Annotated in this window: 30 protein-coding genes and 8 pseudogenes; 27 read left to right on the top strand and 11 right to left on the bottom strand. The window is 64.8% G+C overall.

What is annotated here, in order from left to right:
• Positions 1 to 366 precede the first annotated feature (366 nt).
• Together rox and ACV7NQ_RS05310 are read left to right on the top strand one after the other, a co-directional pair.
• Complete coding sequence (gene rox, locus ACV7NQ_RS05315; RefSeq protein WP_463358582.1) at positions 367 to 1,797, top strand: rifampin monooxygenase; 1,431 nt, start codon at positions 367 to 369, stop codon at positions 1,795 to 1,797.
• A gap of 14 nt (positions 1,798 to 1,811) precedes the next feature.
• A pseudogene (locus ACV7NQ_RS05310) lies at positions 1,812 to 1,940 on the top strand (transposase); the annotation flags it as partial.
• 56 nt (positions 1,941 to 1,996) lie between these two features.
• Here the strand turns inward: ACV7NQ_RS05310 and ACV7NQ_RS05305 are convergent.
• Positions 1,997 to 2,335: a winged helix-turn-helix transcriptional regulator gene (locus ACV7NQ_RS05305; RefSeq protein ID WP_463358581.1), complete on the bottom strand. Its 339-nt coding sequence runs from the start codon at positions 2,333 to 2,335 to the stop codon at positions 1,997 to 1,999.
• 66 nt (positions 2,336 to 2,401) lie between these two features.
• Between ACV7NQ_RS05305 and ACV7NQ_RS05300 the strand changes: the two genes are divergently transcribed.
• Genes ACV7NQ_RS05300 through ACV7NQ_RS05285 form a run of 4 tightly spaced genes read left to right on the top strand, consistent with a single transcriptional unit; the run spans position 2,402 to position 5,752 of the window.
• Positions 2,402 to 2,818 carry a YybH family protein gene (locus tag ACV7NQ_RS05300; protein ID WP_463358580.1) on the top strand — a complete coding sequence of 139 codons (417 nt, stop codon included), beginning with the start codon at positions 2,402 to 2,404 and terminating at the stop codon, positions 2,816 to 2,818.
• Positions 2,805 to 3,671 (top strand): carbohydrate ABC transporter permease, encoded by an 867-nt coding sequence (locus ACV7NQ_RS05295; protein WP_463358579.1) that lies wholly within the window; start codon positions 2,805 to 2,807, stop codon positions 3,669 to 3,671. Before ACV7NQ_RS05300 ends, ACV7NQ_RS05295 begins: the two co-directional genes overlap by 14 nt.
• A complete protein-coding gene (locus tag ACV7NQ_RS05290) occupies positions 3,661 to 4,476 on the top strand; it encodes a carbohydrate ABC transporter permease (RefSeq protein ID WP_463358578.1) in 816 nt (271 codons plus the stop codon). The genes ACV7NQ_RS05295 and ACV7NQ_RS05290 overlap by 11 nt, the downstream gene beginning before the upstream one ends.
• A gap of 1 nt (position 4,477) precedes the next feature.
• Positions 4,478 to 5,752, top strand: a complete 1,275-nt coding sequence (locus ACV7NQ_RS05285; protein ID WP_463358577.1) for an extracellular solute-binding protein — start codon at positions 4,478 to 4,480, stop codon at positions 5,750 to 5,752.
• Positions 5,753 to 5,943: 191 nt separating this feature from the next.
• Here the strand turns inward: ACV7NQ_RS05285 and ACV7NQ_RS05280 are convergent, their stop codons facing one another.
• Together ACV7NQ_RS05280 and ACV7NQ_RS05275 are read right to left on the bottom strand one after the other, a co-directional pair.
• Positions 5,944 to 6,162 (bottom strand): integrase core domain-containing protein, encoded by a 219-nt coding sequence (locus ACV7NQ_RS05280; RefSeq protein ID WP_463358576.1) that lies wholly within the window; start codon positions 6,160 to 6,162, stop codon positions 5,944 to 5,946.
• Positions 6,163 to 6,190: 28 nt separating this feature from the next.
• Positions 6,191 to 6,529 (bottom strand): IS3 family transposase, encoded by a 339-nt coding sequence (locus tag ACV7NQ_RS05275; RefSeq protein WP_463358575.1) that lies wholly within the window; start codon positions 6,527 to 6,529, stop codon positions 6,191 to 6,193.
• Positions 6,530 to 6,545: 16 nt separating this feature from the next.
• Between ACV7NQ_RS05275 and ACV7NQ_RS05270 the strand changes: the two genes are divergently transcribed.
• The 6 genes and pseudogenes from ACV7NQ_RS05270 to ACV7NQ_RS05245 all read left to right on the top strand — a co-directional run bounded on the left by ACV7NQ_RS05270 (position 6,546) and on the right by ACV7NQ_RS05245 (position 10,313).
• Positions 6,546 to 6,977 (top strand): hypothetical protein, encoded by a 432-nt coding sequence (locus ACV7NQ_RS05270; RefSeq protein WP_463358574.1) that lies wholly within the window; start codon positions 6,546 to 6,548, stop codon positions 6,975 to 6,977.
• 114 nt (positions 6,978 to 7,091) lie between these two features.
• Complete coding sequence (locus tag ACV7NQ_RS05265; protein WP_463358573.1) at positions 7,092 to 7,460, top strand: hypothetical protein; 369 nt, start codon at positions 7,092 to 7,094, stop codon at positions 7,458 to 7,460.
• Between the two features lie 351 nt (positions 7,461 to 7,811).
• Entirely contained in the window at positions 7,812 to 8,288 is a 477-nt protein-coding gene (locus ACV7NQ_RS05260) for a hypothetical protein (RefSeq protein WP_463358572.1), read from the top strand.
• Positions 8,289 to 8,510: 222 nt separating this feature from the next.
• Positions 8,511 to 8,966, top strand: coding sequence for a DUF4158 domain-containing protein (locus ACV7NQ_RS05255; protein ID WP_463358571.1), 456 nt, complete (start codon positions 8,511 to 8,513; stop codon positions 8,964 to 8,966).
• Positions 8,967 to 8,993: 27 nt separating this feature from the next.
• A pseudogene (locus ACV7NQ_RS05250) lies at positions 8,994 to 9,608 on the top strand (DUF6998 domain-containing protein); the annotation flags it as partial.
• An 81-nt stretch (positions 9,609 to 9,689) separates the two neighbouring features.
• On the top strand, positions 9,690 to 10,313 hold the full coding sequence (locus ACV7NQ_RS05245) for a uracil-DNA glycosylase (RefSeq protein WP_463365550.1): 624 nt from the start codon (positions 9,690 to 9,692) through the stop codon (positions 10,311 to 10,313).
• Between the two features lie 639 nt (positions 10,314 to 10,952).
• Here the strand turns inward: ACV7NQ_RS05245 and ACV7NQ_RS05240 are convergent.
• Positions 10,953 to 11,312 (bottom strand): annotated as a pseudogene (locus ACV7NQ_RS05240) (Fic family protein); the annotation flags it as partial.
• Between the two features lie 172 nt (positions 11,313 to 11,484).
• Between ACV7NQ_RS05240 and ACV7NQ_RS05235 the strand changes: the two are divergent.
• The gene (locus ACV7NQ_RS05235) at positions 11,485 to 11,913 is read left to right on the top strand and encodes a hypothetical protein (protein ID WP_463358570.1); all 429 of its coding nucleotides are present in this window, start codon (positions 11,485 to 11,487) and stop codon (positions 11,911 to 11,913) included.
• 158 nt (positions 11,914 to 12,071) lie between these two features.
• On the opposite strand, the gene ACV7NQ_RS05230 is transcribed toward ACV7NQ_RS05235, so the two are convergent.
• Positions 12,072 to 13,034: a type IV toxin-antitoxin system AbiEi family antitoxin domain-containing protein gene (locus ACV7NQ_RS05230; RefSeq protein WP_463358569.1), complete on the bottom strand. Its 963-nt coding sequence runs from the start codon at positions 13,032 to 13,034 to the stop codon at positions 12,072 to 12,074.
• Positions 13,035 to 13,199: 165 nt separating this feature from the next.
• Between ACV7NQ_RS05230 and ACV7NQ_RS05225 the strand changes: the two are divergent.
• Positions 13,200 to 13,676: pseudogene (locus ACV7NQ_RS05225) on the top strand (transposase); the annotation flags it as partial.
• 139 nt (positions 13,677 to 13,815) lie between these two features.
• Here ACV7NQ_RS05225 and ACV7NQ_RS05220 read toward each other — a convergent pair.
• A complete protein-coding gene (locus tag ACV7NQ_RS05220; protein ID WP_463358568.1) occupies positions 13,816 to 14,340 on the bottom strand; it encodes a hypothetical protein in 525 nt (174 codons plus the stop codon).
• Positions 14,341 to 15,155: 815 nt separating this feature from the next.
• Here ACV7NQ_RS05220 and ACV7NQ_RS05215 point away from each other — a divergent pair.
• The gene (locus ACV7NQ_RS05215) at positions 15,156 to 15,374 is read left to right on the top strand and encodes an effector-associated constant component EACC1 (RefSeq protein WP_463358567.1); all 219 of its coding nucleotides are present in this window, start codon (positions 15,156 to 15,158) and stop codon (positions 15,372 to 15,374) included.
• Between the two features lie 106 nt (positions 15,375 to 15,480).
• A pseudogene (locus ACV7NQ_RS05210) lies at positions 15,481 to 16,161 on the top strand (caspase family protein); the annotation flags it as partial.
• 339 nt (positions 16,162 to 16,500) lie between these two features.
• Here the strand turns inward: ACV7NQ_RS05210 and ACV7NQ_RS05205 are convergent.
• Complete coding sequence (locus ACV7NQ_RS05205) at positions 16,501 to 16,686, bottom strand: hypothetical protein (protein WP_463366093.1); 186 nt, start codon at positions 16,684 to 16,686, stop codon at positions 16,501 to 16,503.
• A 24-nt stretch (positions 16,687 to 16,710) separates the two neighbouring features.
• A pseudogene (locus ACV7NQ_RS05200) lies at positions 16,711 to 16,863 on the bottom strand (transposase); the annotation flags it as partial.
• A 29-nt stretch (positions 16,864 to 16,892) separates the two neighbouring features.
• On the opposite strand from ACV7NQ_RS05200, the gene ACV7NQ_RS05195 reads away from it, so the two are divergent.
• Positions 16,893 to 17,237, top strand: a complete 345-nt coding sequence (locus tag ACV7NQ_RS05195; RefSeq protein ID WP_463366092.1) for a hypothetical protein — start codon at positions 16,893 to 16,895, stop codon at positions 17,235 to 17,237.
• 20 nt (positions 17,238 to 17,257) lie between these two features.
• Positions 17,258 to 17,434, top strand: a pseudogene (locus ACV7NQ_RS05190) (ankyrin repeat domain-containing protein); the annotation flags it as partial.
• Between the two features lie 147 nt (positions 17,435 to 17,581).
• On the opposite strand, the gene ACV7NQ_RS05185 reads toward ACV7NQ_RS05190, so the two are convergent.
• The gene (locus ACV7NQ_RS05185; RefSeq protein WP_463358566.1) at positions 17,582 to 18,184 is read right to left on the bottom strand and encodes a TetR/AcrR family transcriptional regulator; all 603 of its coding nucleotides are present in this window, start codon (positions 18,182 to 18,184) and stop codon (positions 17,582 to 17,584) included.
• Positions 18,185 to 18,441: 257 nt separating this feature from the next.
• Between ACV7NQ_RS05185 and ACV7NQ_RS05180 the strand changes: the two are divergent.
• From ACV7NQ_RS05180 to ACV7NQ_RS05170, 3 genes and pseudogenes are all read left to right on the top strand, one after another.
• Positions 18,442 to 19,277, top strand: a pseudogene (locus tag ACV7NQ_RS05180) (MFS transporter); the annotation flags it as partial.
• Positions 19,278 to 19,433: 156 nt separating this feature from the next.
• Positions 19,434 to 20,099 (top strand): cyclase family protein, encoded by a 666-nt coding sequence (locus ACV7NQ_RS05175; protein ID WP_463365549.1) that lies wholly within the window; start codon positions 19,434 to 19,436, stop codon positions 20,097 to 20,099.
• Positions 20,099 to 21,031: a fumarylacetoacetate hydrolase family protein gene (locus tag ACV7NQ_RS05170; protein WP_463358565.1), complete on the top strand. Its 933-nt coding sequence runs from the start codon at positions 20,099 to 20,101 to the stop codon at positions 21,029 to 21,031. The genes ACV7NQ_RS05175 and ACV7NQ_RS05170 overlap by 1 nt, the downstream gene beginning before the upstream one ends.
• A gap of 202 nt (positions 21,032 to 21,233) precedes the next feature.
• Here ACV7NQ_RS05170 and ACV7NQ_RS05165 read toward each other — a convergent pair whose 3' ends face one another.
• Positions 21,234 to 21,479, bottom strand: coding sequence for a hypothetical protein (locus ACV7NQ_RS05165; RefSeq protein ID WP_463358564.1), 246 nt, complete (start codon positions 21,477 to 21,479; stop codon positions 21,234 to 21,236).
• Between the two features lie 199 nt (positions 21,480 to 21,678).
• Complete coding sequence (locus ACV7NQ_RS05160; RefSeq protein ID WP_463365548.1) at positions 21,679 to 22,314, bottom strand: TetR/AcrR family transcriptional regulator; 636 nt, start codon at positions 22,312 to 22,314, stop codon at positions 21,679 to 21,681.
• 54 nt (positions 22,315 to 22,368) lie between these two features.
• Here ACV7NQ_RS05160 and ACV7NQ_RS05155 point away from each other — a divergent pair, with 54 nt between their 5' ends.
• From ACV7NQ_RS05155 to ACV7NQ_RS05130, 6 genes are all read left to right on the top strand, one after another.
• Positions 22,369 to 22,494 (top strand): putative leader peptide, encoded by a 126-nt coding sequence (locus ACV7NQ_RS05155; RefSeq protein ID WP_463358563.1) that lies wholly within the window; start codon positions 22,369 to 22,371, stop codon positions 22,492 to 22,494.
• A gap of 104 nt (positions 22,495 to 22,598) precedes the next feature.
• The gene (locus ACV7NQ_RS05150; RefSeq protein ID WP_463358562.1) at positions 22,599 to 23,123 is read left to right on the top strand and encodes a DUF4242 domain-containing protein; all 525 of its coding nucleotides are present in this window, start codon (positions 22,599 to 22,601) and stop codon (positions 23,121 to 23,123) included.
• A gap of 6 nt (positions 23,124 to 23,129) precedes the next feature.
• Complete coding sequence (locus tag ACV7NQ_RS05145) at positions 23,130 to 24,179, top strand: acyl-CoA dehydrogenase family protein (protein ID WP_463358561.1); 1,050 nt, start codon at positions 23,130 to 23,132, stop codon at positions 24,177 to 24,179.
• A complete protein-coding gene (locus ACV7NQ_RS05140) occupies positions 24,155 to 24,883 on the top strand; it encodes an ABC transporter ATP-binding protein (RefSeq protein WP_463358560.1) in 729 nt (242 codons plus the stop codon). Before ACV7NQ_RS05145 ends, ACV7NQ_RS05140 begins: the two co-directional genes overlap by 25 nt.
• Positions 24,880 to 26,058: an ABC transporter substrate-binding protein gene (locus tag ACV7NQ_RS05135; protein ID WP_463358559.1), complete on the top strand. Its 1,179-nt coding sequence runs from the start codon at positions 24,880 to 24,882 to the stop codon at positions 26,056 to 26,058. The genes ACV7NQ_RS05140 and ACV7NQ_RS05135 overlap by 4 nt, the downstream gene beginning before the upstream one ends.
• Positions 26,055 to 26,867, top strand: coding sequence for an ABC transporter permease (locus ACV7NQ_RS05130; protein WP_463358558.1), 813 nt, complete (start codon positions 26,055 to 26,057; stop codon positions 26,865 to 26,867). The genes ACV7NQ_RS05135 and ACV7NQ_RS05130 overlap by 4 nt, the downstream gene beginning before the upstream one ends.
• The last annotated feature ends 93 nt before the right edge of the window (positions 26,868 to 26,960 follow it).

The following is a 26,960-nucleotide window of genomic DNA, read 5'->3' as shown; positions in this document are numbered from 1 at the left end:
TCCGCCGTCCACGGGTATCGAACGAGCCACCGACGCTGGGACTCTCACATCTGGGATTCTTGTGATTCGGCAGAGCCCCCTGTGTGCCTGGGGAGGGTCGCGCCGTGCTGGTGCGCGCGCGCGATGGTCGAGTCGATCGACACGGAGGGAAAGCCTGAGTCGGGCCATACATGCGAAAGGCAAGGAGAATTTCACCTCCTTGCCAGTTTCAGAATAGAGCTCACCTGGGGGCTTGCCGCAAGACCCCTGATGGGCGGCAGACTGGTCAGCCGCGGTCCGATCCCGCCGGAAGTCGGCACTACTGTGCGCGATCGTCCGATCTGGGGTCGTCCGCCGGAATGCATGTTTCTGGAATCGGAGGTTTTCATGTTCGATGTGATCATCAGCGGGGGCGGTCCGACCGGGATGATGCTGGCGAGCGAGCTGCGGCTCCACGACGTGGACGTGCTGGTGCTGGAGAAGGATGCGGAGCCCAGCCAGCTGGTCCGCTCGCTAGGCTTGCATCCGCGCAGCATCGAGATCATGGATCAGCGCGGTCTGCTGGACCGGTTCCTCGCGCACGGGCAGCAGTATGGTGGCGCCCGCCGCTTCGCCGGGATCGACAAGCCGTCGTCGGCAACCCTGGACACCGCGCACGGTTACATCCTCGGCATTCCGCAGCCGGTTACCGACCGCCTGTTGGCCGAGCGTGCCGTCGAGCTCGGCGCTCAGACCCGCCGCGGCCACGAGGTGATAGGCGCCGAGCAGGACGACGACGGAGTCACGGTCGAACTGGCCGACGGCGCACGGCTGCGCTCGCACTGGCTGGTCGGCTGCGACGGCGGCCGTAGCCTGGTTCGCAGGCTGCTGGGCGTCGGGTTTCCCGGCGAGCCCGCTCAGACGGAATGGCTTCTCGGAGAGATGGAGGTGACGACGCCGCCCGACGAGTTGGCTGCGGTGGTGGACAAGGTTCGCAAGACTCACAAGGGTTTCGGTATCGGCCCCGCCGGGAACGGATTGCACCGTGCCGTCGTGCCCGCCGCGACCGTCGCCGAGGACCGCACCACGCCGCCGACCTTGGAGGAGTTCCAGACGCAGCTGCGGGCCTACGCGGGCACGGACTTCGGCGTCCACTCACCGCGCCGGCTGTCCCGTTTCACCGACGCGACCCGGCTGGCCGAGCGATACCGCACCGGCCGGGTGTTCCTCGCCGGCGACGCGGCGCACGTCCACCCGCCCTTGGGGGGACAAGGGCTCAACCTCGGCATCCAGGACGCGTCCAACCTCGGCTGGAAGCTCGCCGCCGAGGTGAACGGCTGGGCACCGGAAGGGTTGCTGGACAGCTACCACACCGAGCGCCACCCGGTCGCCGACGACGTGCTGAACACCACCCGCGCCCAGTCGGAACTGATCTCCCCCGAACCCGGTCCCCAGGCGATACGCCGGCTGCTGACCGAGCTGATGGACTTCGAGGACGTGAGCCGGTTCCTGATCGAGAAGGTCACCGGGATCGGGGTCCGCTACGACTTCGGTGAAGGCCACGAGCTGATCGGCAAGCGGCTGCGCGACATCCGCCTGTCGCGGGGTCGTCTCTACGAGCTGACACGCGAAGGCCGCGGGCTGCTGCTCGACCAGACCGGTGAGCTCTCCGTGGCGGGATGGGCGAACCGGGTCGACCACGTCATCGACGTTAGCGACGAGCTGGACGTGCCCGCCGTGCTGCTGCGACCGGACGGCCACGTGGCCTGGGCAGGCGAAGACCAACGCGATCTGCTCAGCAATCTGCCGCGATGGTTCGGTGTCGCCACCGCGCCGTGATCCGAGTGAAGGACCGCGGGCGCAACGTCGTCGAGCGGTGCTTCAACAAGCTCAAGCAATGGCGCGGGATCGCCATGCGCACCGACAAACTCGCCCGCAACTACCGCGCCGCGATCTGCCTTGCCACCACGCTGATCTGGCTACGCGCCAGCTTGATCAACACGGCAACGCGTGTCGCGCGGTGGCCAGTGTTGTTGGATCAACGGAGACGCAGTAGTCGCTCCCCGGTCCGATAGAGTTCGATCAGCAAGGGCCGCAAAGCTTCTCCGGCAGGCGTAAGAACGTACCGGGTGCGTACCGGGAATCCGGCCAGCCGCTCCTGCCCGACCAGCCCGCCGTCGCGCAGGCTGTGCAGACGGTCGGTGAGCACCTTCGGGCTGATCCCCGGCAGCCGCTCGGCCAGCTCACCGAACGAGTTCGGGCCGTGCATGAGTTCCCGCAGCACCAGGGTTGTCCAGCGGCCGGAGCCGGCCGACAGCGCCACCTCGACCGGGCACGCCGTGTCCGGGCGCTGGGTCCGGCCGGATTCGGTCGGCACCAATTCGGTATCCCACCTGTGGGTTTCCGTTTGGTGAGCTACGTTCGCGCACGCTTGGCTGGTGGCATGAGTTTCAAAACCGGCTGCGTCCATCCGTCCACTGTGGCTCTCACTGGCGACGCCCGGCAACACCCGATGGTTTTCGCGGCGGCATTCAACTCCGGGTCGCCGGCGGCGGTCGCCGAGGTCTATGAGGAGCGGGCCGTGTTCGTGCCGCAACCCGGCGCACCCACGACCGGAGTCGAACTGGCGTCCGCAACAGCGGAATTTCTGGCGCTCGGCCTGCCGATCACCCTCCAGCCGCGCCATACCTACGTCGCCGACGACATCGCGCTGCTGATCGTCGGAATCGATCGGCGAACCGTGGAAGACCGGGCAGGATTGGGCGTGCATTCGGGACGGGGCCGCATGGTGGTGACGAAGGTGGGCCACAGCATCAGATTCCGGGTGACGAGTAGCGTAGCGGGACATGAACCGGCGTGAGGCTCGTCGTGCCGCGACGAGTTATGCGTTATTGCTGCCGAGCATGATCGGGGTCGGGTGCTTCCTGGTGCTGCCGATCCTGGTCGTGGCCTGGCTCAGTGTGCACAGCTGGAACCTGTTGGGGCCCATGGAGTTCGTGGGACTGCGGAACTGGCGCGTGGTGCTGGGGGATCGGGCGTTCGGCCATGCCCTGCTGGTGACGCTGGCGTTGACGGCGATCGTGGTGCCGACGCAGACTGTGCTGGGATTCACGGTGGCAGCAGTGCTGGCGCGGCGGCGCGACGCGACGGGCCTACGGGTGATGTACGCGCTGCCGTGGATGTGTGCACCGGTGGCGGTGGGTGTGGTGTGGCAGTGGATGTTCGCGCCGACCGGGGGCGCGATCGACGCCGTGCTCGGCCGCCGGATCGAATGGTTGTCCGATCCGGTACTGGCGCTGCCCTCGGTGGCTGCCGTGAGCATCTGGGCGAACTTCGGGTACGTGGCGCTGTTCTTCGTGGCCGGGATCCGGGCGATACCACGTGAGATCCTCGACGCGGGTGCGCTGGACGGCGCCACCGGCTGGCGCCGGATCCGTTGGTTGATTCTGCCGCTGCTGCGGCCCACCACGTTCTTCGTCCTCGTCACCGGCGTATTGACCGCGTTCCAGACTTTCGACACGGTGTTCGCGTTGACAAAAGGCGGACCCGGCGATCGCACGGATGTGGTTGCTATGCGGATGTTTTCCGAGGCGTTCGACGCGGCGCGGCCGGGCCGGGCCGCCGTCATGGCGATCGTCGTGTTCGCGGTGACGTTCGCGATCGCCCTCGTGCAGCACCGCTACTTCCGGAATCGAACCACCTATGAATACTGATCGCCTGCGCTCGGCCGCGGCCTACGCTGTGCTGCTGGCTGGGGCCTTGCTGACTGTGGCGCCGTTATTGCTCAGCGCACTGACCGCGGTCAAGACGCCCGACCAGTTCGCCACCGGATCGCCGCTGGCGCTGCCACGTCCGGTGACCGCGGACAATTTCCGGACCGTGCTGGACCACGGGCTCGGGCGAGCGGCGCTGGTGACCGCGCTGATGACGGTGTTCGTCACCTGCGGCCAGCTGATTACGTCGGTGCTGGCGGCCTATGCGTTCGCGCGCACCGACTTCCCGGGCCGAGATGTGCTGTTCTGGGGCTATCTGGGCACCATGATGGTGCCGCCCATGGTGACGTTGATTCCGCTGTATCTGATGTTTGCGAAACTGGGGTGGCTCAATACTTTTTGGGCGCTGGTGCTGCCGTTCGTCTTCGGCTCGCCGTACGCGATCTTCCTGCTGCGCCAGTACTTTCGCGCGATTCCTCAGGAGCTGATCGGCGCGGCGCGCCTCGACGGCGCGAACACACTCGACGTCATCGTGCACGTGATGGTGCCGATGAGCCGACCGGTGCTGGCCACGCTGACGCTCATCACGATCGTTTCGCAGTGGAACAACTTCATGTGGCCGTTGGTCGCGAGCAGCGGCCGCAGGTGGCAGGTGCTGACCGCGGCGACGGCGAATCTGCAGACGCAGTACAACGCGCAGTGGACTCTGGTGATGGCGGCGACGACGCTGGCCATCGCGCCGCTGGTGGTGCTATTCGTGATCTTCCAGCGGCAGGTGCTGCGCTCGATCGCGTGGAGGGGGTGAAATGAAGACATCGTCCCGTGTGGTGCTCACCGTCGCGCTCATCGCGGCGCTGCTCGTCGCGGCAGCTCTGTGGCTCGGCCGCGTCGGTGGCGGGTCCGATCACACTGTGGTGGGGCTGCGAATCTGGGACGAGAGTTTCGTTCCCGCCTACCGTGCCTCGCTCGAGATGTTCCAGCGCGCGAATCCGGATGTCGAGGTGCGAATCACGGTGGTGCCGTGGTCGTCCTATCAGCAGAAGCTGCGCTTGGACGTGGCGGGCGGCACCGCCGACGACCTGTTCTGGACCAACCTGTACGAGGACTACGCCGATGCGGGGCGGTTGATCGACGTCGGGACAGCGCTCGGTCCCGACGCCGTACAGTCCTGGGACCCGTCGGCAGTCGCGCAGTACACACGCAACGGAACCTTGTGGGCCGTGCCGCAATTCGTCGACGGCGGCACGGCGGTGTACTACAACCGCGAACTGCTCGCGGCCGCACACGTCGATCCCGCGGAACTGAATGCGGTGCGCTGGAGCCCTGGTGGCGACGACACCTTCCGCCCGCTGCTGCGCCGATTGGCCGCGGTCGCGCCGTGGGCCTACAACGCGGCCCACGACTTCCAGTCCATCGAGCTGCCATATCTGGGCTCGGCCGGCGCGCTGTTCCAGGACAACCGCGATCACTTCGTGTTCGACAGCCCGCAGGGAATCGCGGCGTTCGAATATCTGGTGCGGTTGATCGCCGACCGGCTCGCGCCCTCGCCGGCCGACACGAACGCCAACCCCGACTTCGCGAAGAACGCCTTCCTTCAGAGCAAGCTGGCGCTGTTCCAATCGGGGACGTTCAATCTCGCGCAGATCTCCCGGCAGGCTCGCTTCGGGTGGGGCGTGGTGCTGCTGCCGGAAGGGCCGGCGGGGCGGGTGAGTACGAACAATGCGATCGGCGTCGCCGGAAACGCCGCCACTCGGCATCCGGACGAGGTGCGGCGGGTGCTGGCCTGGCTGGGCAGCGGCGAGGGCAATGGTTATCTGGCCCGCGACGGCGCCACCATTCCAGCGGTCGTCTCGCAGCAGCAGGGCTACCGCGACTACTGGGCAGGGAAGGGAGTCGACGTCTCCCCGTTCTTCGACGTGCTGCGCGGGCCGCGCATCTCCTCCGGCGGCGGCCCAGGTTTTCCGGCCGCGCTGCGGGCCATGGACCCGATCTTCGGCGAGATGTACCTGCGCCGAATTCCGGTGCCCGAGGCCCTGTCTGACGCCCGCGCCGCAGCCGACGCCGCCGTCGCGCAGCACTGAGCACGGCCGTTTCCGCCAGTTCACGGCTGCTGCCGGGGATCGTGCCGACGCCCGTCAATGACGTCCCAGTTCACAACTGCGGCAACGTCCTCGGGTCCGTTTACCGTGACCGTGTCCAACTTGCCGCTACGGTTCGCGAGGCCACTCGGCCCCGATATTCAAAGGTGAGGGGCCGGAACGGCCCACCGACATCACTCCACCCGAAGCAACCGGATCAGACGACGTGGCTGTCTGGACAGTCCGCCGCACAGTGAGTGGCGGCGGGTCGGGTTGTAGAACCCGGTGATCCAGGTGACGATCTTCAGCCTGGCCTCGGCCCTGGTGTGGAAGCGGTGGCGGTGGACGAACTCGACCTTCAGGGTGGAGTTGAACGGTTCGGCGTCGGCGCCGCCCCGGGTTGTAGCCGCCATCCGCAGTGCGGCACAAGACAATTCAGCATCATGATGGGCTCTGGTCGCATACCCGAGCAGTCGGGGTGGAGAACCGGTCCTCCACCGAGGCCAGATACAGTTTCCCCTCCTCGGTCGGGATTTCGGTGACATCACCGCAGCAGCGCACGTCCGGGGCGTCGGCGGTGAACCGGCGGCGCACCAGATCCGGTGCCACGGGCCGTTTCCCAGGCCGGGTAAGCCCACGTCGGTGTTTGACTTTGCGTGCGGCCCAACCTTTTTCGGCCATGATCGCCGCGATCGTGTTGTCCGATACCTGCCAGCTGCCGGCGCGCAGCTCGAGGCCGATCCGCGGGCTGCCATAGGTCTTTCCGGAGGCCTCGAACACGACCCGGATCGCGTCGGTGAGCTGCTCGCGCCGTCGCTGCCGGGACTACATCGCCTTCGCCCACAACGAGCACGAGATCGACGACGCCCGCACACTCAGCCAGGACATGGGATTCTCGGAATTCTCCGTGAAACGCAGCGCCCGATTCCTGCGTCCTGTCTACGAACCTGCCCCCGAGCTGCGCCCAGGTGACGGCATCGACGTCCACCCCATCTACGACCGCAACGGCACCGTCATCGGCGAACTGCGCCCACCGGCCGCCGAACGGCTGGTCAACGAAGTGGTGCTGTGGGCACGCAGCATCGAAGCCCGCGCCCAATACTTCGACCAGTTCTTCGACGACTGCAACATCCGTTGTCTGGCATTGGATTCGAGCTCGTTCTTCGTCTCCGCGATTGCTACGCTGCCGACCAGCAGCGGTTGGGCACGGCGTCGTGGCTGTAGGTAACCGACGCGTACACCGCCTGGTAGGGCCGTTGCGTCGGTCGTAACAAACTCGGTGTACGTAACCGAAAGTCACAGGACCGCTTTTGGAGCGATTTCAAATGAGAAGGGATTTCAAATGAGAAGGACGATAGTCGCAGCCGCACGAGTCACGGCCGCCGCAGTGTTGGGTCTGGGCGTTGCGGCGGTAATCGGCTCCGGCACGGCTCAGGCCGCGCCACAGGACTGCGTCATCACGCGGGACCTGACCAGTGCGACGGCAACATGCCATGACGACGATGCACCCGCCGGCAGGGAGTACACCCTGATCGTCGACTGCTTCGGCCTGCACGGCGTGCCGAATGCGTTTCCGTTCATGGCCTTCGGTCCTTACAACGGCTCGTGGAGCGGTTCCTTCAGTCCGTCGGGTCATGGCACGGCCTCGTGCATGGGTCCCCTCAGTGTCGGGACCGCCACCAACGCTCACGTAGCGATATACCGCGACTGACCATGTCGTGGTGTCAGTCTGTCGATCGTGCGGCGTGCCCCACATGTCTCGCCACGACGCACTGAGTCTCCAGGCCCATCCACAGTTGACCCAGTGAAGAATTCGATTCAAGGGAAAACGCGGAGCAGCTCCACGGTGACGATCGAGCGAACGGTGTTGTAGGACACCGCAACCACCCCTGCCCTGCGGCGACCCGGGCGGCGCGCCGAGTGATCGCCGCCAACGACGGGCGCGGCCGGCGCAGGGCCATACCCTCGATCAATCTCACCAGGTCGGGTCCGAAAAAAACGGAGACCGTCTCCGACAGAGGAGGTCGGTTCCCTCCGAACAACACCAGTCTCGAGACTCCCAATGAACAGCGTGGCCGAGTTGGCGCGGTTGACCGGATGGTCTGGCCGGTCATATGTCTCGCCCGCGTGGAACATCGTCGAGCAGGCGTATCACGTGGACGGTGTGCCGGATCAGTTGCGCCGGTTCGAGGTTGAGCTGGACGAGCTACGGGATTGGCGGGCCGAGCACCCAGCGGATGTGCCGCATCCGGTGTTCCCGGAGCCGGGCGGGATGCTGCCGTGGGGCCGGGCGGGGCGCGAGTGCCTGTTGTGGGTTCGTGACTCCACGGACCCGGATGAGTGGACCGTCGCAGTCTCCAACGGCGGGATCTGGCGGTGCAGCGGAGATCTGCTGGTAGTGGAGGAGTTCGACTGCGGTGCAGTGGACTTCCTCATCGGCCTCGTGACGGGCGAGATCGAGAGCCAGGTGCTCAATCCCACTCGCTTCGTCGACCGCGCCGCCGGCATCTATCGGCCCAATCCGGCCCCGGAATCCTGAAGCTGGCCCGAGCCGCAAAGTAGAACGCGCCGGTAACTGTTGACTGGTCTTACGGTTTCGGTTCGTGCGTCAGGAGTGGTCGACTGAGGATCTGATCGGGTCGTGGACACTGGTCGGACGGGACTGGCAGTTGGTGAAGAACAAGACTGGTGCGACTCGGCTCGGGTTTCGGCTTGCTGCTGAAGTTCTTCGAGATCGAGGCCCGGTTTCCGGCTGGCGTATGTGGCCGAGCAGGTGAAGGTCGATCCTGGGCCGTGGGGCGAGTACCGCTGGTCGGGGCGCACGATCGAGTATCACCGGGCGCAGGTGCGAGAAGCGTTCGGGTTCCGGGAGTTCTCTCGCAGCGATGAGGACAAGCTGGCGTCGTGGCTGGCGGTCGAGATGTGTCCGGTCGAGTTGCGCGACGAGCAGCTGCGCGAGGCCCTGCTGGTGCAGTGCCGCAGCGAGCGAGAGGTCGATCACCCGGCTGAACGATCTGACCGCAGTCGGCGCCGTACCGCTGGCCAGTGGCCGGAATCTGTTGGCGGAGTTGAAATCCGATCCGGGGAAGGTCAGCTAGTCAAGACCGACAACCTGGCCGCGATCCGGCTGTATCGGCGTCGTGCTGAGGTCGATAAGCATGAACCGGACGTCCGACGCCCTGTCCCCCGACCTTTTCAATGCGAGAAAGCCAAATAGCGCCCCTGCGTGTCAACGGGGTACACGATGCTGTTTCGGTTCTGCGCAAATGAGGATCGCTTTTCGTGCCCTAGCGTCAACATTCGCACCATGACGTCGGCACGCATCGCACACGCACCCCAGTCGACACGGTGCACGCACACAACACACACCGCCCGTCGTTCCTACAATCTGTGGGTGACGTCCCCGAACAGCTTCACCGATCGCACTGCCCGCACGGCTCAGCTGGTGATGCAACTGCACGCGATCGTTGCGGAACTCGAGGTCCTGCACCCAGGCCGCAAGTTCACCCCTGACGGCCACCTGGTCGGCTCCCTCGCCGAAGCAGCCGCCGAAGCCCTCTTCGATCTCACCTTGCAGCCACCGTCCACCGCCGGTCATGATGCAATCGCTTTGGACGGTCGCGCGGTTGAGATCAAAGGCACCTACGGCACGACAGCCGTCGCGCTGCGAACGACATCCCACACCGCCGCCGAGGCGTTGATCGTTCTCGCACTGTCCCGTGACCCAGACGTGCCACATGAAGTTGTCTACAACGGCCCGCTTTACACTGTCGCAAGCGCGGTCGGCCGTATGGGATCGAATGGGCAGGCCCGGCTATCGCTGAACCGCCTGCGATCGCTGAACAGCACTGTCACCCCGACAGATCGAGTCCCCCTGCGTGAGGCGCGAAGGTCACAACTTGCCACGGAGTCCGTTGCCACCTTCGAAGGAGACCCGCCAATGGTTGTGGGACGCAACGCTGACCGGGAGGTCGTTCGCGAGCGCATGACGCGCATCCGCGAGCCACACGTAGCGCCGATCAATGCCCTAGCCGATCAGATCGCTGAGGCGCATGGGCTCGAGCTGAGGATGGTGCCTTACGTTGACCCCGACCAGGGCGGCATTCGCGCACGCGCACTGGTCCTCCTGGACAACCCGAGCACGATGGCTGAAGCAGGCACTGGCTCAGGATTGCTGAGCATGGACAACAACGATTGGACGGCCCGCAATTGCCGCGAGGCGTACGCCCGCCATGGCGTCAACTGGAAGGATGTTGTGCACTGGAACGTGTGTCCGTTCCCCACGTCGAACACCAAGAACGGTGGTTCGTTGGCGTCAGAACGATCATGCGGGGCGCAATGGACACGACGGCTCGTCGACCTACTCCCGCACCTGGAAATCGTTCTTCCCCTTGGTGATAACGCCCGCGACGGCTGGCGACGCGCGGGCCTCAATCGCGAAGATCTGTACACCTACTCAGGCCGAGAGATCCCGCACTGTGGTAACCGCGGCCTCAACCGAACACCGGACAGTCGGCGAATCTTCGAAGAGGCGATATGCGACATGAGCGCGATGCTCAGGTAGCACCCAGCCCTCAGCGCGTCCGCACTGCCTTGACGAGCGCACGTATCCCAGTCGCCCACAGACGATCTCAGACGCCGTCCGGGTAGTGACCGGATCCCCCTCGACGTCACCTTCCCAACTGAACTCCACGCACTCACGACCGTTGCGGGTCCCGATGCGGCAATCCATCCACCCGCGCACGGCGATGAATCCGAACTCACCCGTCCTGTCGGAGTGGAACTCCAGGAATCGAGGCTCGACAAGATTGATGGCCTCGCGATCCCGCAGATCCATCGCCACGATGCCCCAGCGGCCCGGGGTATTCGTCCTTGGCCGTCGCGAAGTACTCGACGCTGTGCCGTCACGGCGGGGCGCGGTGTGGAGCGATAGCGGCCTAGCATGAAGCCGAGCACGAACGCCGCGACTACGGCGATGCTGAAGACGGTCACGACCATAGCGACTCGCAAGGCAGGGGCGGCATGTCGTCGCGGACCTCGTCGTCTATCAGCACGGGAACGCCGAGCCATTCCCTACGTCGTGCGCGTACAGAATCGCTGCTTGTCTTGCTGCACAGTAGTCGAGCACGTGAGGCCCGAACACGATGCGTACGTGGCACTGATCGTCTTGCACGCCAAGCCCTTTCGCAGATTGGCTCTGAGCCTCGTCCGCCGAGTTCGCACGCGGTCGCGCGATCGCACGCCAATGCGCGGGCAACTCGGCGAGGGCGCGGGCGGATTCCTGCGCTGCTTCGCTGGAGTGGATCGCGGCCACGGCGACGTACTCGACGAATTCGTCCGTACGCCCGTTTCGGTAGTCGGTCAGTTGTGCGAAGTATCGACCGGTGTCGGCGAGCATCACGGACGCGAGCGGGACCGTTACACGGCGAGTGAGTCCGCGGCGGCGCAGGACGGCGCTGATCAGGGCGCGGCCGATGCGGCCGTTGCCGTCGTCGAACGGGTGGATGGACTCGAACTGGGCGTGCGCGATCGCGGGCTGCGCCAGAATCGGCAAAGGCCCTCGAGGGCGCGGGATGGTCAAAGCTGCGTGACGGTGCTGGCAGCCACGCGATCTATGGATGCCGAACCGGCAAGCATGACGTGAGCGTGCCGGACGGCCACCGGACGGTTTCGCCCGGTGTTGTCGGCACGATCAACAAGGCCGTTGCGTCTTGCGATTGCCAGGAGGAGGAGCGGTGAGTAAGGCAATCACCTACAAAATCCACACAAGCCGCGTCGGGAAGTGGTGGGAAATCACCATTCCCGACGTGTACGGGCAAGATCCGTGCGGACAGGCACGCCACCTCACCGATGTTGGCTACGAGGCACGCACCATCATTGCCGCGAAGCTCGATGTTCCCTTGTCCGCCGTTGAGTCCGAACTGGTCGTAGACGACTTCGGAGACGTACACGACGTGCAGGCCAGGGCGGTGCGCATTGCCGAACTGAAGGCCACCATGGAGCAAGTCTCGGATGAACTCGCGCAGGCGCAGCGGTCGCTTGTGAATGACCTTCGGCGTGAAGACGTTCCGGAGTCCGACGTTGCCGAGATCATCGGTGTGACTCGTCAGCGAGTTGGGCAGCTCGCCGCGCAGCGACCCAATCGCGTGCCGCCGAACAGATGATTACGCTGCTCCGGGACTGGGGTGTGGATCCCTACCGCCACGGGCCGCCAGCGCAGGGGAGGTGGGGCCGTCGAGGGTTTGCCGCGGCCATCTCCGCCAGTATCCGGCATGATCGGCGAAGTGACCGAACGCCCTGGCGCACAGGAGTTTTGAGGTATTCATCGGCGAATCGGTTTGCGCTGATGCTCCGATAGTGCAGCGGTGAGAGCTGCCACGGACAGTATCTGCGTGGCGGTCGTTGCGTCTGCGTTGAGTCGGCCCAGCGCTGGATTGAGATTGTGGGCGAACAGGTTACGGATCCGCGCAAGGGCCGCGGCCCACTCGGGTGAGGATGCCAGGGCGTGGATCGCCGCGTTGCCCACCTCAGGAGGGGGCAGCGCGCTGGCGTTGATGTTGCCGAACAAGGCGGTGAGATCGAGCGCGGGGGCCACCGAGCGCGTGGCCGCGTCGATGGCCGCCAAATCGATGGCGGAGGCTGGCACGCCTGCCTGGTGGATGAAGTTGGCGAGCAGTCCGGTCCCGTCGCCAGCGCGGACGCCGTAGTAGTGCGCGTAGGGGCGTAGCGCTGTGGCAATGTCGGTGGAGATGGTGTCGCCGGTGAGGATGGCGTCGCGGACCACGCTGGCGAGGTGTCCGCCGTCGGTGTGGGCCGCAGCGAGGTCGGTGACGGTTCGCAGTGGGCGGGTGACGGGGAGTCCGTCGACGCGGTGCCAGTCGCCGCGGTCGAGTTCGGCGACCCGGAAGGTGACCTCAGGGCTGCGGGTGTGGCGGCGGCGGGGGACGGTGAACTGGTGGATGTCGGCGTCGAGATCTCCCAGGTGCTGCAGTACCGCGGCCGAGCGATGGGAGAGCACACCGACGGGCACGGGGTCGCTGAGCCGGTCGGCGGCGGTGCGTTTGGGTTCCAGGGCCAGCCATTCGGCTCGAATCGCCTCGAGAGGAGATTCCGGGGAGCCGGACAGTCGGTATACGCCGTGGCGGAGGCGCACGAGCAGGCCGCGGTCGGCGTAGCGCTTGAGCTGTAGCGGCGCCACCTCGATCTGTGCGGCTTGCCCGCTGGTGAACAGCCCCCACTGCCCCTCAGCCAGGTCGGCGAGGTGGAGAAGGGGCTCATCTGTCATTCACCAATAATATCAGTGATGGATCCAATAACTACCACTAAGGTGAAAGTATCGGTGCGCACGGCGATCATATTCGTGCGCGACATCGGCGAAGTCATCTCCAGCGCATCCGTACGGCTCGGCATCGATGTCGGGACAGCGAGGGCGAGTTCACCGAAACCCGCCCCGAAATCGGCGCATCCCGGCGCTATCGCGGCCATGAAAAACATCTACATGACTGAAGACATCGACAAGGGACAGTTGGCGGTGAAGGCGTTCGAAATCGACTACGGCGCAAAGTATCCCAAAGCTGTCGCCAAGATCGTTGACGACCTCGACGTGCTCCTCGAGTTCTACCGGTATCCAGCCGAGCACTGGATCCATTTGAGGACCACTAATCCTATCGAGTCGACTTTCGCGTCCGTGCGGCTCCGGACCAAGATTACCAAGGGGCCGGGCTCGCGAGCGGCCGGGATTGCCATGGCCTACAAGCTGATCGAAGCCGCCCAAGCCCGCTGGCGCAAGGTCAACGCCCCCGAGCTGGTCGCGCTCGTCCGCGCCGGAACTATGTTCCACAAGGGCAATCTGCTCGAACTACCCCGCGACATCACACCGGCATCGTCAACGACCGCGGCTGATACGACCGGAACGGAGGTCGCCTGAAACTTGCCAATACGCAGGACTTCACAGTAACTCCAAAAACGCCCCTCACCGGATTCGACCTCCGATGAGGGGCGAAAGGCCTTCCCGGCGTGATGAATACTGCCCCGGTACGGGGTACACGCGGTGCGGCCCGGGATCGTCAGTTGAAGTTGTTGGAGAAGCCGAAGCCGAAGCTGTGGCTTTTCGCGGTGCAGGAAACCTCGGCGCGCATGCTGCCCACGACGCAGGTGGTCCCCGCGTAGGTGATGCTGCCGTCCTGGCCGTAGGCCTGGCCGGGGCCGGGGCTGGTGCCGCTGAGTTGGGGGCTGCCGGGCTGCCCGTGCGTGCCGAGCGGGCCGAGGGCCGGGTGGGCGGGCAGGAACGGTAGATCGATCGAGACGTTGGTGACCGGGATGCCGAACCAGGTGATCGGCGCGCCGATCGAATCGCAGCCGACGTTGCCGTTCGACTCGATGGCGCAGTTGGCCATGTTGCTGTAGCTGAAATACACCGTGCCGTTGGACAGATAGCCCGACGGGTCCACCGGAACAGCAGCATTCGCCACGCCGGCGCCGGACATCGACACGGCAACGGCAGCCACCGCGGTAGCGGCGACCGCGGCGCCGGCGCGGAAAAGGCCACCCGCAGACAACCGTCGACGAGACACTGCCAGCTCGTTCGTCACCCTTGTATCTCCTTCAATTCGGGCCGCCCAGCGCAGACCAACTGTGCCAGTTGGAAATTCATTGCCAACAGTACAGTGGATACAGTCGGTCGGGCATACTGTGCGCTCGACCCGATGAAGTCTCGACAAGAGCACTGGATCCACTACGCACCACTGACGATCAAATCAACGTTCGCGTCCGTGCGCTTGCGGACCAAGATCCCCGAGGTGCCCGACTCCTGCACGACCGGAATCGTCATGGCCTACAAGCGGATCGAGCCGCCCAGGCAGGTTAACGCAAGGTCAACGTCCCCGTACTCGTCGCCCTCGTCCGCGCCGGACACTGTTCCATACAGGCAAGCTGCTCGAACGCCCGGTCGACACCACATCGCAGCCGTCAACCGGCTCGGCCTGGCGGCGTATCGGAAGCCGGTGGTGGTGTCGCATGATGCGGTCAGGTGCATGAGCTCAGTCCGCCTCCATGGCGGTCGACCGTTTGCGACACGAACGATGGTCAGCCGACGGTCAGGTGTCGTCCGTGGAAACCACGTCACTGGGGCGGCCAACGCCAGCGCGAAGACGATCCACCACTTGGCCAACGGCTTGCCCGTCCAGATGAGCCTTCTGACTCAGTCGGACCATGGGTTAGAGCTCTCCAGAAAGTGAGGGAACGTCACAAGTCGGAAGAACCTGAACTGCGGTGCTACGTAGCCGATTCGAGGCAGAGGATAGATGTGAGGACGCTCGAGATGTGCTGGCACGGTTTGGGCTGTGTGGTTCTCGACTACGTGCGAATATCTGTAGTAGTCGTGACGGGGAGGCGCCAAGTGGACATCATGGTCCGAGTCGATGCTGATTCGTCAGCTGACGAATTGCGGGGGCTGCGTGAGTGGATGATCGCCGAGGACACGTTGCGCGGGCGCGTCGAGTTGGTCACAGTATCAACGGAACCCGGCAAGCTTGGTGCTGTCGTCGATGCGTTGACCGTGGCGCTTGGTTCCGGTGGAGCGATCACTGTCACTGCGACCGCGATGTCGACGGTGCTGATAGCGTAGATCCGGAGGCGTACCGGCACCGTCTCGGTACGAGTCACCAGGTCCGACGGATCGGTCCTCGAGTATCACGCGGAGAACATCCGGCAGCTCTCTGCTGCTGAGATCAATGCCACCACTGTCGATCTCGCTCGGCAGCTCGGGGAGACCCCTGGCAATGACCTCTGACCCGGCGGAAACGACAAGGCGTCTCGCCTTGCAGTCATCCGGTGCTCGGGTACTTGTCGTCGGTGCCGGTTCCTATGTGGATGGCTCACGACTTCCGGATGTTGCTGCCATCGCCGATACCGTAGAGGACTTGGGGCAGTTGCTCGTTGGCCGGTGCGGGCTGGCTGCTGAGAACCTGCGCACGCTCGTCGACCCGGCCGATCCGATCGTCTTCGGCCAGGCACTCAACGAGTCCGTCGAGGCGGCCACAGACGTGTTCGTGTTCTACTACATCGGTCATGGACTGGTGAGCCCGGGGAACGAGCTCTACCTGGCAACTGCGGCCACCGATGACGATTTTGTCAGTCTCGCCTTCAAGGCTCTTTCATACCAAGCGATTCGCGACGTTCTCAGCACCTGCCGCGCACGATCGGTTCTCGTGGTGCTCGACTGCTGTTTCGCTGGACGTGCTCGCGGGTCGTTCAACAGTCCACCAGCGATTGCGTTCGAACTTGCCTCGTCCGGAGGCACGTATCTGCTTGCGGCCGCGTCGGCTACCGAGCAAGCGTTGGCACCTGAAGGTGAACGGCATACCGCATTCACCGGTGCACTGATTGATCTGCTGACCGAGGGCGATCCTGTTGGCCTGCCCGATTTCACCGTGGAGTCGGTCTACCGGCATCTGCGCCGCGAACTACCCCGCAGAGGCTTACCTGCTCCGCATCGAAGCATCAGCGGCACTGCTGGCGATATCGTGTTTGCCCCCAACGCGGCCGCTCCGCCGTTAGTCGAATCGTGGCCACCGCCTGCTACCGGTGCGGCGGTCGCGGCAACAGTGTTGTGGCCTGCCACGTCCGAGTCGCGGGACGCGGATGGCTTCGAGCACCGTGGTGAACTGCGGACTGTCGCCGGCCTGTCCGCCGGTGAGCACCACAGCCAGCGGTTTGAGTCCTTGTTCGCAGGCCAGATGCAGTTTGGTCGTCTACCCGCCCCGCGAACGGCCCAATGCGTGATCGTCAGGTTCGTCATCGGCTCCGCCGGGTGGTTCGATCTGCTGGTCACCGCTGCGGCGTGCCCCTGCGGCATGTTGATGAGCCCGCATGATCGTGGAATCCACGCTGACCTGCCAGACGATGCGGTCTGCGGCCTCGGCGAACGATTGCAGCATTTTCAGGATGACAACCCAGCTCCCGGCGCGCTGCCAGCGCCGGAACAGGCCGTAGACGGCCTGCCACGACCCGTACTGCGGCGGAACGTCCCGCCACGGCGAACCGACTCGGGTGCGCCACCGGATCCCGTCGATCAGCTGCCGCTTCGTCCTACAAAATCCACACGAGCCGCGTCGGGAAGTGGTGGGAAATCACCATTCCCGGCGTGTACGGGCAAGATCCGTGCGGACAGGCACGCCACCTCACCGATGTTGGCTACGAGGCACGCACCATCATTGCCGCGAAGCTCGATGTTCCCTTGTCGACCGTTGAGTCCGAACTGGTCGTAGACGACTTCGGAGACGTACACGACGTACAGGCCAGGGCGGTGCGCATTGCCGAACTCAAGGCCACCATGGAGCAAGTCTCGGATGAACTCGCGCAGGCGCAGCGGTCGCTTGTGAATGACCTTCGGCGTGAAGACGTTCCGGAGTCCGACGTTGCCGAGATCATCGGTGTGACTCGTCAGCGAGTTGGGCAGCTCGCCACGCAGCGACCGAAGGCGGTCTAGCCGGGACAGTCGGGACGACGTTGGGTGATAGCGCCGAGCGAATTCCGTTGCACTACGCCGTCTTCGACGCACACTTCCCATTGCAGGACGAACTCATCAATGCCCTGCTGTCGATCGGCTCGAACATCCGCGCCCGCGACCGCAATGGATTGACGCCACTGCACGCGGCGGCCCAAACCGACCGGCCCGAGGCCGCGCGTGCCCTGCTGGAGGCCGGTGCGGAGGTCGACGCCACTGACCTCCGCGGTAATACTCCCGGCACTCGCCGAGACCACGGTGAAGGGCCTGCCTACCGTGCTGCCTTTTCACCGGGCGGTCACACGTGCCGGGACTGGGCGCACGATTCAGCCGTGCCGCAGCGCCGCGATGATGTAGGAGCGCAGGATTTCGTGCTTATGCTCGGCAAACGGCTTGTCTGTCAGGTCGCGTACCCGGTCGTCGAAGGCGCTCTCGGTCAGTGCGCCCACCGAGAACAGGTAGGCCCAGTGGTAGAAGCCATCGAGTTTGCCGGGTAGCGCTTCGCGCAGCGCCGCGATGAACTCGCGCGCCATCGGGTCGAACAACTCACTGATTACCGGCCGTTGCTGACTCGACGGGTCGGCACCCTCGCGCAGCACCAGCCGGGCGAACCAGACGTTATCCGGGTCGTCGTGCAACGCGAGTACGGGATCGGTGAAGGCGTGCACGATCTGCTCCACCGCATCCTCGGCGTGCAGGTCGGGAATGGCCGCGAGGCGGTCGAGGCGGTCCTGGTTGACGTACTGCCGGTTTTCGAAGATCGCGACGTACAGCTCCAGCTTCGTCGTGAAGTGATACACCACCAAAGAAAGGTTGACCCCCGCCTCCAGGGCGATCTGACGCATCGTTGTCCCATGGTATCCGTCCTGCGCGAACACCTTTTCGGCGGCGCGCAGGATCGCCGTACGGCGTCCGCCATCACTGGTCACCGTGCATATCCTTCCTGTCGGCACCGATGAATCCACTCTTGCACACCTCCACTGTACGTACGTACAGTTAGTCAGGTGTGACACGCTGGATTCACCAGAGGGACTGGTTGACATGAGAGCTTCCGTCAAGTGGGTAGTGCTCGCAGGAGCATTTGTGGCCTACATGTTCGACGCGCTGGAGATCTTGCTGCTGTCACTATCCCTACCCGACATCCGCGCCGAGTTCGGGCTCACCGCGACAGGGCGGCCTGCTCGCGATGGCGACACTGCTCGGAATCGGCGTCAGCAGCGTGACCGTCGGCTGGCCCGCGGACAACTACGGCGGCAAGCGGGCATTGCTGCTCTCACTCGCGGTATTCGGAATCTTCACCATGGCGCTCGCGGTGGTGCCGAACTTCGCGGTGTTCCTGGTGCTGCGCTTCGTTGCCGGGCTCGGCCTCGGCGGTGTTGGGGTGCAGTGTCGACGTACGTGGTCGAGACCTGGCCCGTTGCCCAGCGGGGCCGGGCGGCCGCCTTCGTACTGAGTTCGTTCCCCGCCGGCGGGGCGGTCGCCGCATTGCTAGCCGGTGCGCTGCTGCCGAACTGGCGGCTGCTGTTCTTCCTGGCCGGAGTGGGCGTAGTGGTGCCGATGCTGATCGTCGGCCTGTTCTTCAGCGAGTCCGCCGAATGGGCCGAGCAGAAGAGCACACCGGTGCGGGTGACGGAGATCTTCTCTCCCGAACTGCGGCGGCAGACTCTGCTCGGCGCAACCGTCGCCGGGTTGGCGCTGTTCGGATGGTGGGGCGGTTCGACCTGGCTGCCGACCTACCTGCACACCGATCGCGGCATCCCGACGGCGACGGTCAGCATGTTCATGACCGTACTGAACCTCGGAATGTTCCTCGGCTACAACGTATTCGGACTGATCGCCGACTGGATCGGCCGCAAACACGCACTGCTCCTTTCACTAGCAGGCGTCGCCGTGACCCTGCCGCTCTACGTGGTCGCCGCCGACCGCACCGCACTGCTCTGGCTGGGACCACTATTCGCCTTCTTCGCCGCCTTCACCGGAATCTTCGGCGCCTACCTCGGCGAACTGTTCCCGACCCGGGTACGCGCGACCGGCGCCGGATTCTGCTTCAACGTCGGCCGCGGCGTGGCCGCCTTCGCACCGCTGACGCTCGGCGCACTGGCCAGCGCCACCGGGCTCGGCGCGGGCCCGGAGATCCAATACCTCAACCATCAGGACACCGTGCCCGATCTGCTCGGCATGTTCCCCGGCGCCGGGCCCGAGGTACTGCCGGACGGTGAGGGCTGGGCACTCGAGTGGGTGCGGTTGACCACCCACTGCGGCACGCATATGGACGCGCCATACCACTACGCATCCACCATGGACAACGGCCAGCGCGCGATCACCATCGATGAAGTGCCGCTGGAATGGTGCTTCCAGCCCGGCGTGAAACTCGACTTACGGAATTTGCCCGACGGTTACGTGGTCACACCCGATGACATCGACGCCGAACTCGAGCGGATCGGGCACACCCTCAGCCCGCTGGAGATCGTCGTGGTCAACACCAGCGCGGGCGATCGCTACGGCGAGGACGACTACCTCGCCCGCGGCTGCGGCATGGGCCGAGACGCCACCCTGCACCTGCTCCGCCAGGGCATCCGCGTCACCGGCACCGACGCGTGGAGCTGGGACGCGCCATTCACCTACACGGCCCGCCGATACGCCGAAACCGGTGACGGCTCGATCATCTGGGAAGGCCACAAGGCCGGGCGGGAAATCGGCTACTGCCACATCGAAAAACTGCACAACCTGGAAGCGTTGCCCGCCAACGGATTCCGCATCTCGTGTTTCCCACACAAGATCCACGCCGCCTCCGCGGGCTGGACCCGCGCGGTAGCCATCATCGACGACCCCGAGGAGAACTGATGAAATTCGCCGCTCTGCAACTCGATGGCCGGTACCGGCAGGCGCTCGTGCGCGGGGACCGCCTGCACCCGCTCCCGGCCGGCACCGACCTGTTCGAACTACTGGCCGCCAGACCGAGCGAGGGGGAAGTCCTCAGCAGGTGCGCGGTGCCGATAACGCTTGCCGGACAACGCCTTCTACCACCCGTCCGTACGACGTCCATCCGGGACTTCATCACCTTCGAGCAACACGTCGAGGGCTCCTTCCACGGCATCCGCGAGCCCGCGGTCCCGCCCGAGTGGTACGAGATACCGACGTTCTACTTCACCAACCCCTACGCGCTGATCGGGCCACACGACCCGGTCCCGATGCCACCCGGCTGCACCGTCTTCGACTTCGAACTGGAAGTCGCCGCCATCATCGGCCGTGACGGCTACAACCTGCCAGTCGAGGAAGCCGAAGGGCACATCGCCGGCTACAGCATCTTCAATGACTGGTCAGCACGCGATGTGCAAGTGCACGAGATGCGTATCGGCCTCGGCCCGGCGAAAGGCAAAGACACCGCCTCCACACTCGGGCCGTATCTCGTGACACCGGACGAGCTCGAGCCCTACCGCCAGGGCGACCGATTCGACCTCACCATGTCGGTATCGGTCAACAGCACATCCATCGGAAAGGACTCCCTCGCCAACGCGGCCTGGTCCTTCCCTGAGGTGATCGCCTACGCCAGCCGCGGGACCGAAGTCCGAACCGCCGACATCCTCGGCTCCGGAACCTGCGCCAGCGGCTGCCTGGTAGAACTCTGGGGCCGCAACGGCGGCGAACGCGTGCCCCCACCTCTCGTCGTCGGCGACACCGTGACGATGATGGTCGACGGCCTCGGCTCCATCGAGAACTCCGTGATCCCCGGCCCTCCCCTGCACCCGGTACCCGCCGCGCGTCGGATGCACTGACCAGGATCACTGGATCGGCTGCTGCGGGCCGGGGAGCCCTCGTTACTTACATCTGCCCTCCGACTTGGGAACAGCAATGTAGATGAACCAATTTTCCCGGAAGAGGCCGACGCCGGGGTCCCCGTTCATCCTGGCAGGCGACAGTCGCGGTCGGCTTCTCGGATCGCGGGGGTGGGACTATTTCTCCTCATACGCACGTTGCTCACGGCGCTTCGCCACCGATTGCCTTGTTCCCCATCATCTTGGCAAGCTCGTCGGAGCAGTCGAACTTGCCGAGTCCAGTTACTCGGGCCATCTTCAGGTCTTCGCGGAGGGTGACATAGAGATCGATCCGACGATTACAAGCATCGCGGCAGCCGTCTGCGGCCGCGCGGTCCAGATAGAGTCGGCCAGCCTTGGCTTCATCAGCACGGTAGCGCCAGCGCGATATCTCTTCGCTCATCGACATAGCAAATTCTTCCTGATCAGCGCGGAGATCCTGGCACAAGCATTTCCGCAGCGTTTATAGCTCGATCGCACGGAGCTACGGCGCTTTTCGGTGTGGTATCTGGTCTGCGAGCCAGCAGGGTCGACAGTGACGAGGTGGTGGCGCCGATGCAGGGCACGGTCGTCAAGGTGCTGAGAGCCGGTTCGACGAACCACGATCATCACCGAACGTTGCTGTGCCCGCGCTCAACAACACACCCGAACTCGCAGGTCAACAGCCCCGCATCACGACCTTGCCGGAGCACTGCCGCGGCAGCCAGGTCGCGTCCGAGCCGGATGGGGTTTTCCGAGCGTTCGACCTTCGATCCGGCGAGGGCTCCGTCATAGAGAAGTTGGATGTGCCGGGCGAGCATTTCGGGATCGTCGATTGACGCCGCAGTGAGAAGCTGGGTCATCGTCCGGAGCACCCAGGCGCGATGATCGCGAACAGGCTCCAGTTCCTGGTCCGGAAACTCGGTAGCGGCATTCACGTACTGGCATCCGCGGAAGTTGCGCACCGGCGCCGACGCGATGGCGAGGTCGAAGAACGCCAGTACCTTCGCGACGGGATCGTCGAGGCTCGCGACCGCGCTTTCCCAGCGCGCACGGTCGCGACGGTCCAGTCGTTCCAGGTACGCGATGACGAGGCCTTCTTTCGAACCGAAGGACGAATACAGGCTGGCCCGTGCCACCCCGGCGTCACCGAGAATGCGGTCGATACCCACTGCGCGGATTCCGTTGGCGGCAAAAAGCGTGGTCGCGGTATCGAGCAAGCGATCGGCGGGGCTCGGACGGGGACCCGATGGCTTGGTATCGATCGCTCGGGACCGCTGTGTCTGGGAAACGGGCACGAGACCAGAGTAACGGAATCCGTGGATAGACAGACCGATCTGTCTACTGTTAGTGTCGTGGCCGTGACCCGCCGCCTCCTCACCCGACGTCTGCACGTAGATCTCGTGCGCGTCGCCGGTGCTGCGTGTCGTCACATCTGCTGCTGAGTTCTCAGCACCTCCTGCACGTCTGAACCCGCGAACCCGATCTACAAACGGATCAGAGGTCGTCCGCGGCGTGCGCCGCTCATATCTCCTCCGGAAGGTGACTCATGTCGCTGTACCTGTACGAACTCGTGCCCGCCGCCGACAAGCGCGACCAGGCCGCGCTGACGATCAAGGAACTGGACACCCAGACCGCGACCGCAGGCGGGGAACTGATCGAAACCCAGGTCACCACCGGTGGTGAGCGCATCTTCGCCGTCACCGAGTTCGCTTCCTGCAAGGCTCCGCAGCTCTCTGCAGACAGCCTCGGTGTGGATGAGGTCGACGGACCCAACGAGGTCCGTCTCGTGGGCGCCGATCTCGAGCAGATCAAGGCGGCCCGGCCCGAGGCCGGCTACCTCGTCGAATGGGATCTGCCCGCCGAACTCGACATGGACTCGTACCTCGCACGTAAGAAGGCCAACGCCCCCAAGTATGCGAACGTCCCCGAGGTGAGTTTCCTGCGGACCTACGTCCGCGAGGACATGGGCAAGTGCCTTTGCTTCTACGACGCTCCCGACGAGGCCGCCGTCTTCCGTGCCCGTGAGGCCGTCAGCACTCCCGTCGACCGCATTCACGCACTCGAAGGATAATCCGACATGACCGCGACCATCGCACCATCGAATAAGTCAGAGCGACAACGCATTACAGAATGTATTCGCAGTCGAGCCGCCGTGCTCGACCGTGGCGAGTCCGATGTTCGCGAGGACATCGCAACGCTCGGCGATGCAGGTCTGCTCGGACTCGGTCTGGATTCTTCGGGGATCGAGCAGATGGTCGTTGTCATCGAGGACGTGTCCGCGGAGAGCCTCGCGGCCGGTTTCTCCACGTGGGCTCATCGAATGACCCTCGAGTACGTCGATCGAGCACCGAAAGCGCTGCGAGACAGATACCGTGGCGCGCTCGAAAGCGGCGAGCGGATCGGCGTCACCGCGATGGCGGCCGGACTGCAGCAGGTGGCCGGCCTCGGCGAGACCCCACTGATCGCCACTCCGTACAACGGTGGGATCGAGGTCTCGGGCCCGATCCGCTGGGCCTCCAACGTTTTCGGTGATTCGCTGATTGTTGTCCCCGCACGCACCGAGGGCGGCGACACATTCGTGGCCGTGGTGTCCGCGGACAGTCCGGGGGTGAAAATCAATACCGCACCGGATCTCATGGCTCTCGGTGCGACCGCCTCCACCTCTTTGACGCTGGACCGTGTACGTGTCCCTGCCGAAGACATTGTGAGCACCGATCTCGTCGGGTTCGTCAAGGGGATCCGACCGGTATTCTTGTTGCTGCAGTCATCCTTCTGCAGTGGGATCTCCCGCACCGCGCTCTCGGAGGCACAAGCCCTCCTCACAGGCCTCGGTGAACAGTTCATCGGTGAATACCGTTCCCTTGCTTCCGACTACGAATCGCTGCGGTCCCGACTTCAGCGGTTTGCGCAGGATATCGACAACATTCCGATTCGCGATCTCATTCAGCTCCGACTCGACGGGTCCCTCGTCGCCGTCGCTGCCACGCGGCTCGAGTCCACCCTGCGGGGAGGAGCGGGATACGCCGCACACAGTGGTACCAGCAGGCGGTTCCGCGAGGCCGCCTTCCTTCCCATTCAGTCTCCGTCGGAGGGTCAGTTGCGTTGGGAACTAGCGCAGTACGAATAGAGCAGGGACGCAAGTCCTACTCCGGCAATCGAACACCTGTCCTGGGCGGTGTGGACCTCTCCATCGCGCCCGCCGAGTTCCTGGTGGTGCTCGGGACCAGCGGTAGCGGCAAGTCGACGCTTCTGCGTGTCATCGCCGGCCTCGATCACCTCGACTCGGGCACGATCGAGTGGAACGACTCGGAGGCCGGGGAGCGTCCACATACCGGCGTCATGTTTCAGCAACCGCTCCTCATGCCATGGCTCACCGTCCGGGAGAATATCGCTTTCGGTGGTCGATTTGCGGCAAACCGGCAACGTTTCGATGTCTCTTACGCAGACGATTTAGTCGAGCGGTTCGGTCTGTCGGCGGTGGCACACTCCTACCCGGATCAGCTGTCGGGCGGCCAGGCGCAACGTGTCGCAGTGATCCGTGCCGTCTCCATTCGTCCGCGGCTGCTGCTGCTGGACGAGCCATTCAGCGCGCTCGACCCGGCCATTCGCGGTGATCTCCAGCAGTGGCTCGGCGATCTCGCCGCCGAACTCGGTTTCACGGCCGTCCTCGTCACCCACGACATCGACGAAGCAATTACGCTCGGCAGCCGAATTGCACTGCTGGGCAGAGACGGAAAGTTCCACCGTGAATGGAACGCTCCCGGCCACACCGACGGGTTGCGCAGTGAGATTCTGTCCGAGTACCGCGACGCCGCGCTCGTGACGGCATGACCGTTTCCCCGCAACATTCACTACTGAATCGCCGCACACTGTTGCGCGGTGCAGTCGGCCTCGCGGCAGCCGGCGGAGTGGCCGGTGTCGTCGACCTCGCCCGGACCGCGAGTACCGACCGGTCCAACACCACCGGCCAGTTGCGGGTCGGGTACCTGCCGATCACCGACGCCGCGCCGCTTCTGGTCGCTCACGGGGCGGGCCTGTACGAGAAGGGCGTGGTCGCTGGGGCCAAACCGGTGCTGTTCCGTAGCTGGGCGTCGCTCGCGGAGGCGTTCATCACGCGGCAGGTCGATGTTGTGCATCTGCTGATGCCCCTTGCTGTCCAGCTTCGGTACTCGGTGGGCAGTGCCGCCCGGGTGCTCGGCTGGAACCACACCAACGGCTCGGCGTTGACCGTGGCCCCACACGTCACGGATCTGAGTCAGCTGGCCGGGCAACAAGTTGCCATCCCCTTCTGGTGGTCGATTCACAACATCGTGATCCAGCAGATGTTCCGCGCGCACGGACTGCGACCGGTGATTCGGCAGGCGGCCTCGCGCTCCGCGAACACCGTCGAGCTGATCGTGATGAGCCCCTCGGACATGGTCCCCGCTCTGGCGAATGGATCGATCGCCGCCTACACCGTTGCCGATCCGTTCAACGCCGCCGCAGAAGTAACCGGAATAGGACGGATTCACAGTTTTCTAGGCGACGTGTGGCGTGACCACGCCTGCTGCGCACTGCTCGTGCACGAGGATCTCATCGAGAAGAGCCCCACCGCGGTGCAGAGCCTGACCGACTCGGTCGTGGCCGCACAGCTACGCATCGACAGCGACAGGAAGTCCGCCGCAGCACTCCTGGGCAAGTACCTCCCTCAACCGGTGCCGGCGATCACGAAAGCACTGACCTACCCACCGGACCAGTATCAACTTCGGCACCGGGACTGGGAACCACAGCGCATCGGATACCAGCCCTTCCCGTTCCCAAGTTTCACCGCGGCGCTCATCGAGGCCATGCACGACACGGTGGTCGATGGGGATCGCACTTTCCTGAGCCGGCTCGATCCGGCCACGGTGCATTCCGAACTCGTCGACGACAGATTTGTGCGTAACGCCTTGTCGACCCACGGCGGGCCCCAAGCATTCGGCCTGCCGCACAATCTCAGCCGCACAGAGGAAGTGGATCCCACGTGACCAACCGACCCCCCTCGGGCAGTCGCAGCCGTGCGTTCTGGCCACCCGCCGTTGCCGCGGTCGCCGCCGTCTCCTTATGGTGGCTGACCACGACGGTTCTGGTGGGTAGTGACTCACTGATCGGTGAATTCGCGCCCCAATACGTTGGGCCTGCTCTCGTCGAGCTCTTTCAACGTGGTGTTCTCCTTCCGGATATCGCCGCAAGCATGTGGCGTCTACTCGTCGGTCTGCTGATCGCGACGGTGCTGGGAATCCCGCTGGGGCTGCTGATCGGCCTCAACGTCACCGTGGAACGGGCAACGCTACCGCTCGTCCAGTTCCTGCGCATGATCTCACCGCTGTCCTGGGCGCCGATCGCCGTCGCGCTCTTCGGAATCGGGCACGAACCCGTTTACTTCCTCGTAGCCGCGGCCGCGATATGGCCGATCGTCATCAACACTGCCGCCGGGGTGCACGCGATCGACCCAGGACATCTGATGGTGGCCAAGTCTTTCGGCGCCACCCGATCCGAACAACTCACCGCGGTGGTACTGCCCGCGATCCGCGATCATGTGCAGACGGGACTGCGTATCGGTGTCGGCATCGCCTGGGTGGTGCTGGTTCCAGCCGAGATGCTCGGAGTGCGCTCAGGGCTCGGCTACCAGATTCTCAACGCCCGTGATCAACTGGCCTACGACCAGGTGATGGCAGTGATCATCGTCATCGGCACACTCGGTTTCTGCCTGGACTGGGCGGCCCGTCACGTCTTGCGGGAGCGCCGCCACGCGGTGTCGGTGGAGGACTCGGACGAGAGCACGGTCGACGCGTAGGCGCGGAACCGTTTTTCAGGGTGTCGACAACCCGGTTCGGGGACAGGTCGCCGGGTCAGCGACCGACGGCCCGGGAGAGATGCTCCGGATGAG

This window comes from Nocardia sp. Tas62D01 (assembly GCF_055232035.1).
The sequence above is the reverse complement of the archived record's forward strand: the minus strand, read 5'-3'. Positions and strand labels throughout refer to the sequence as shown.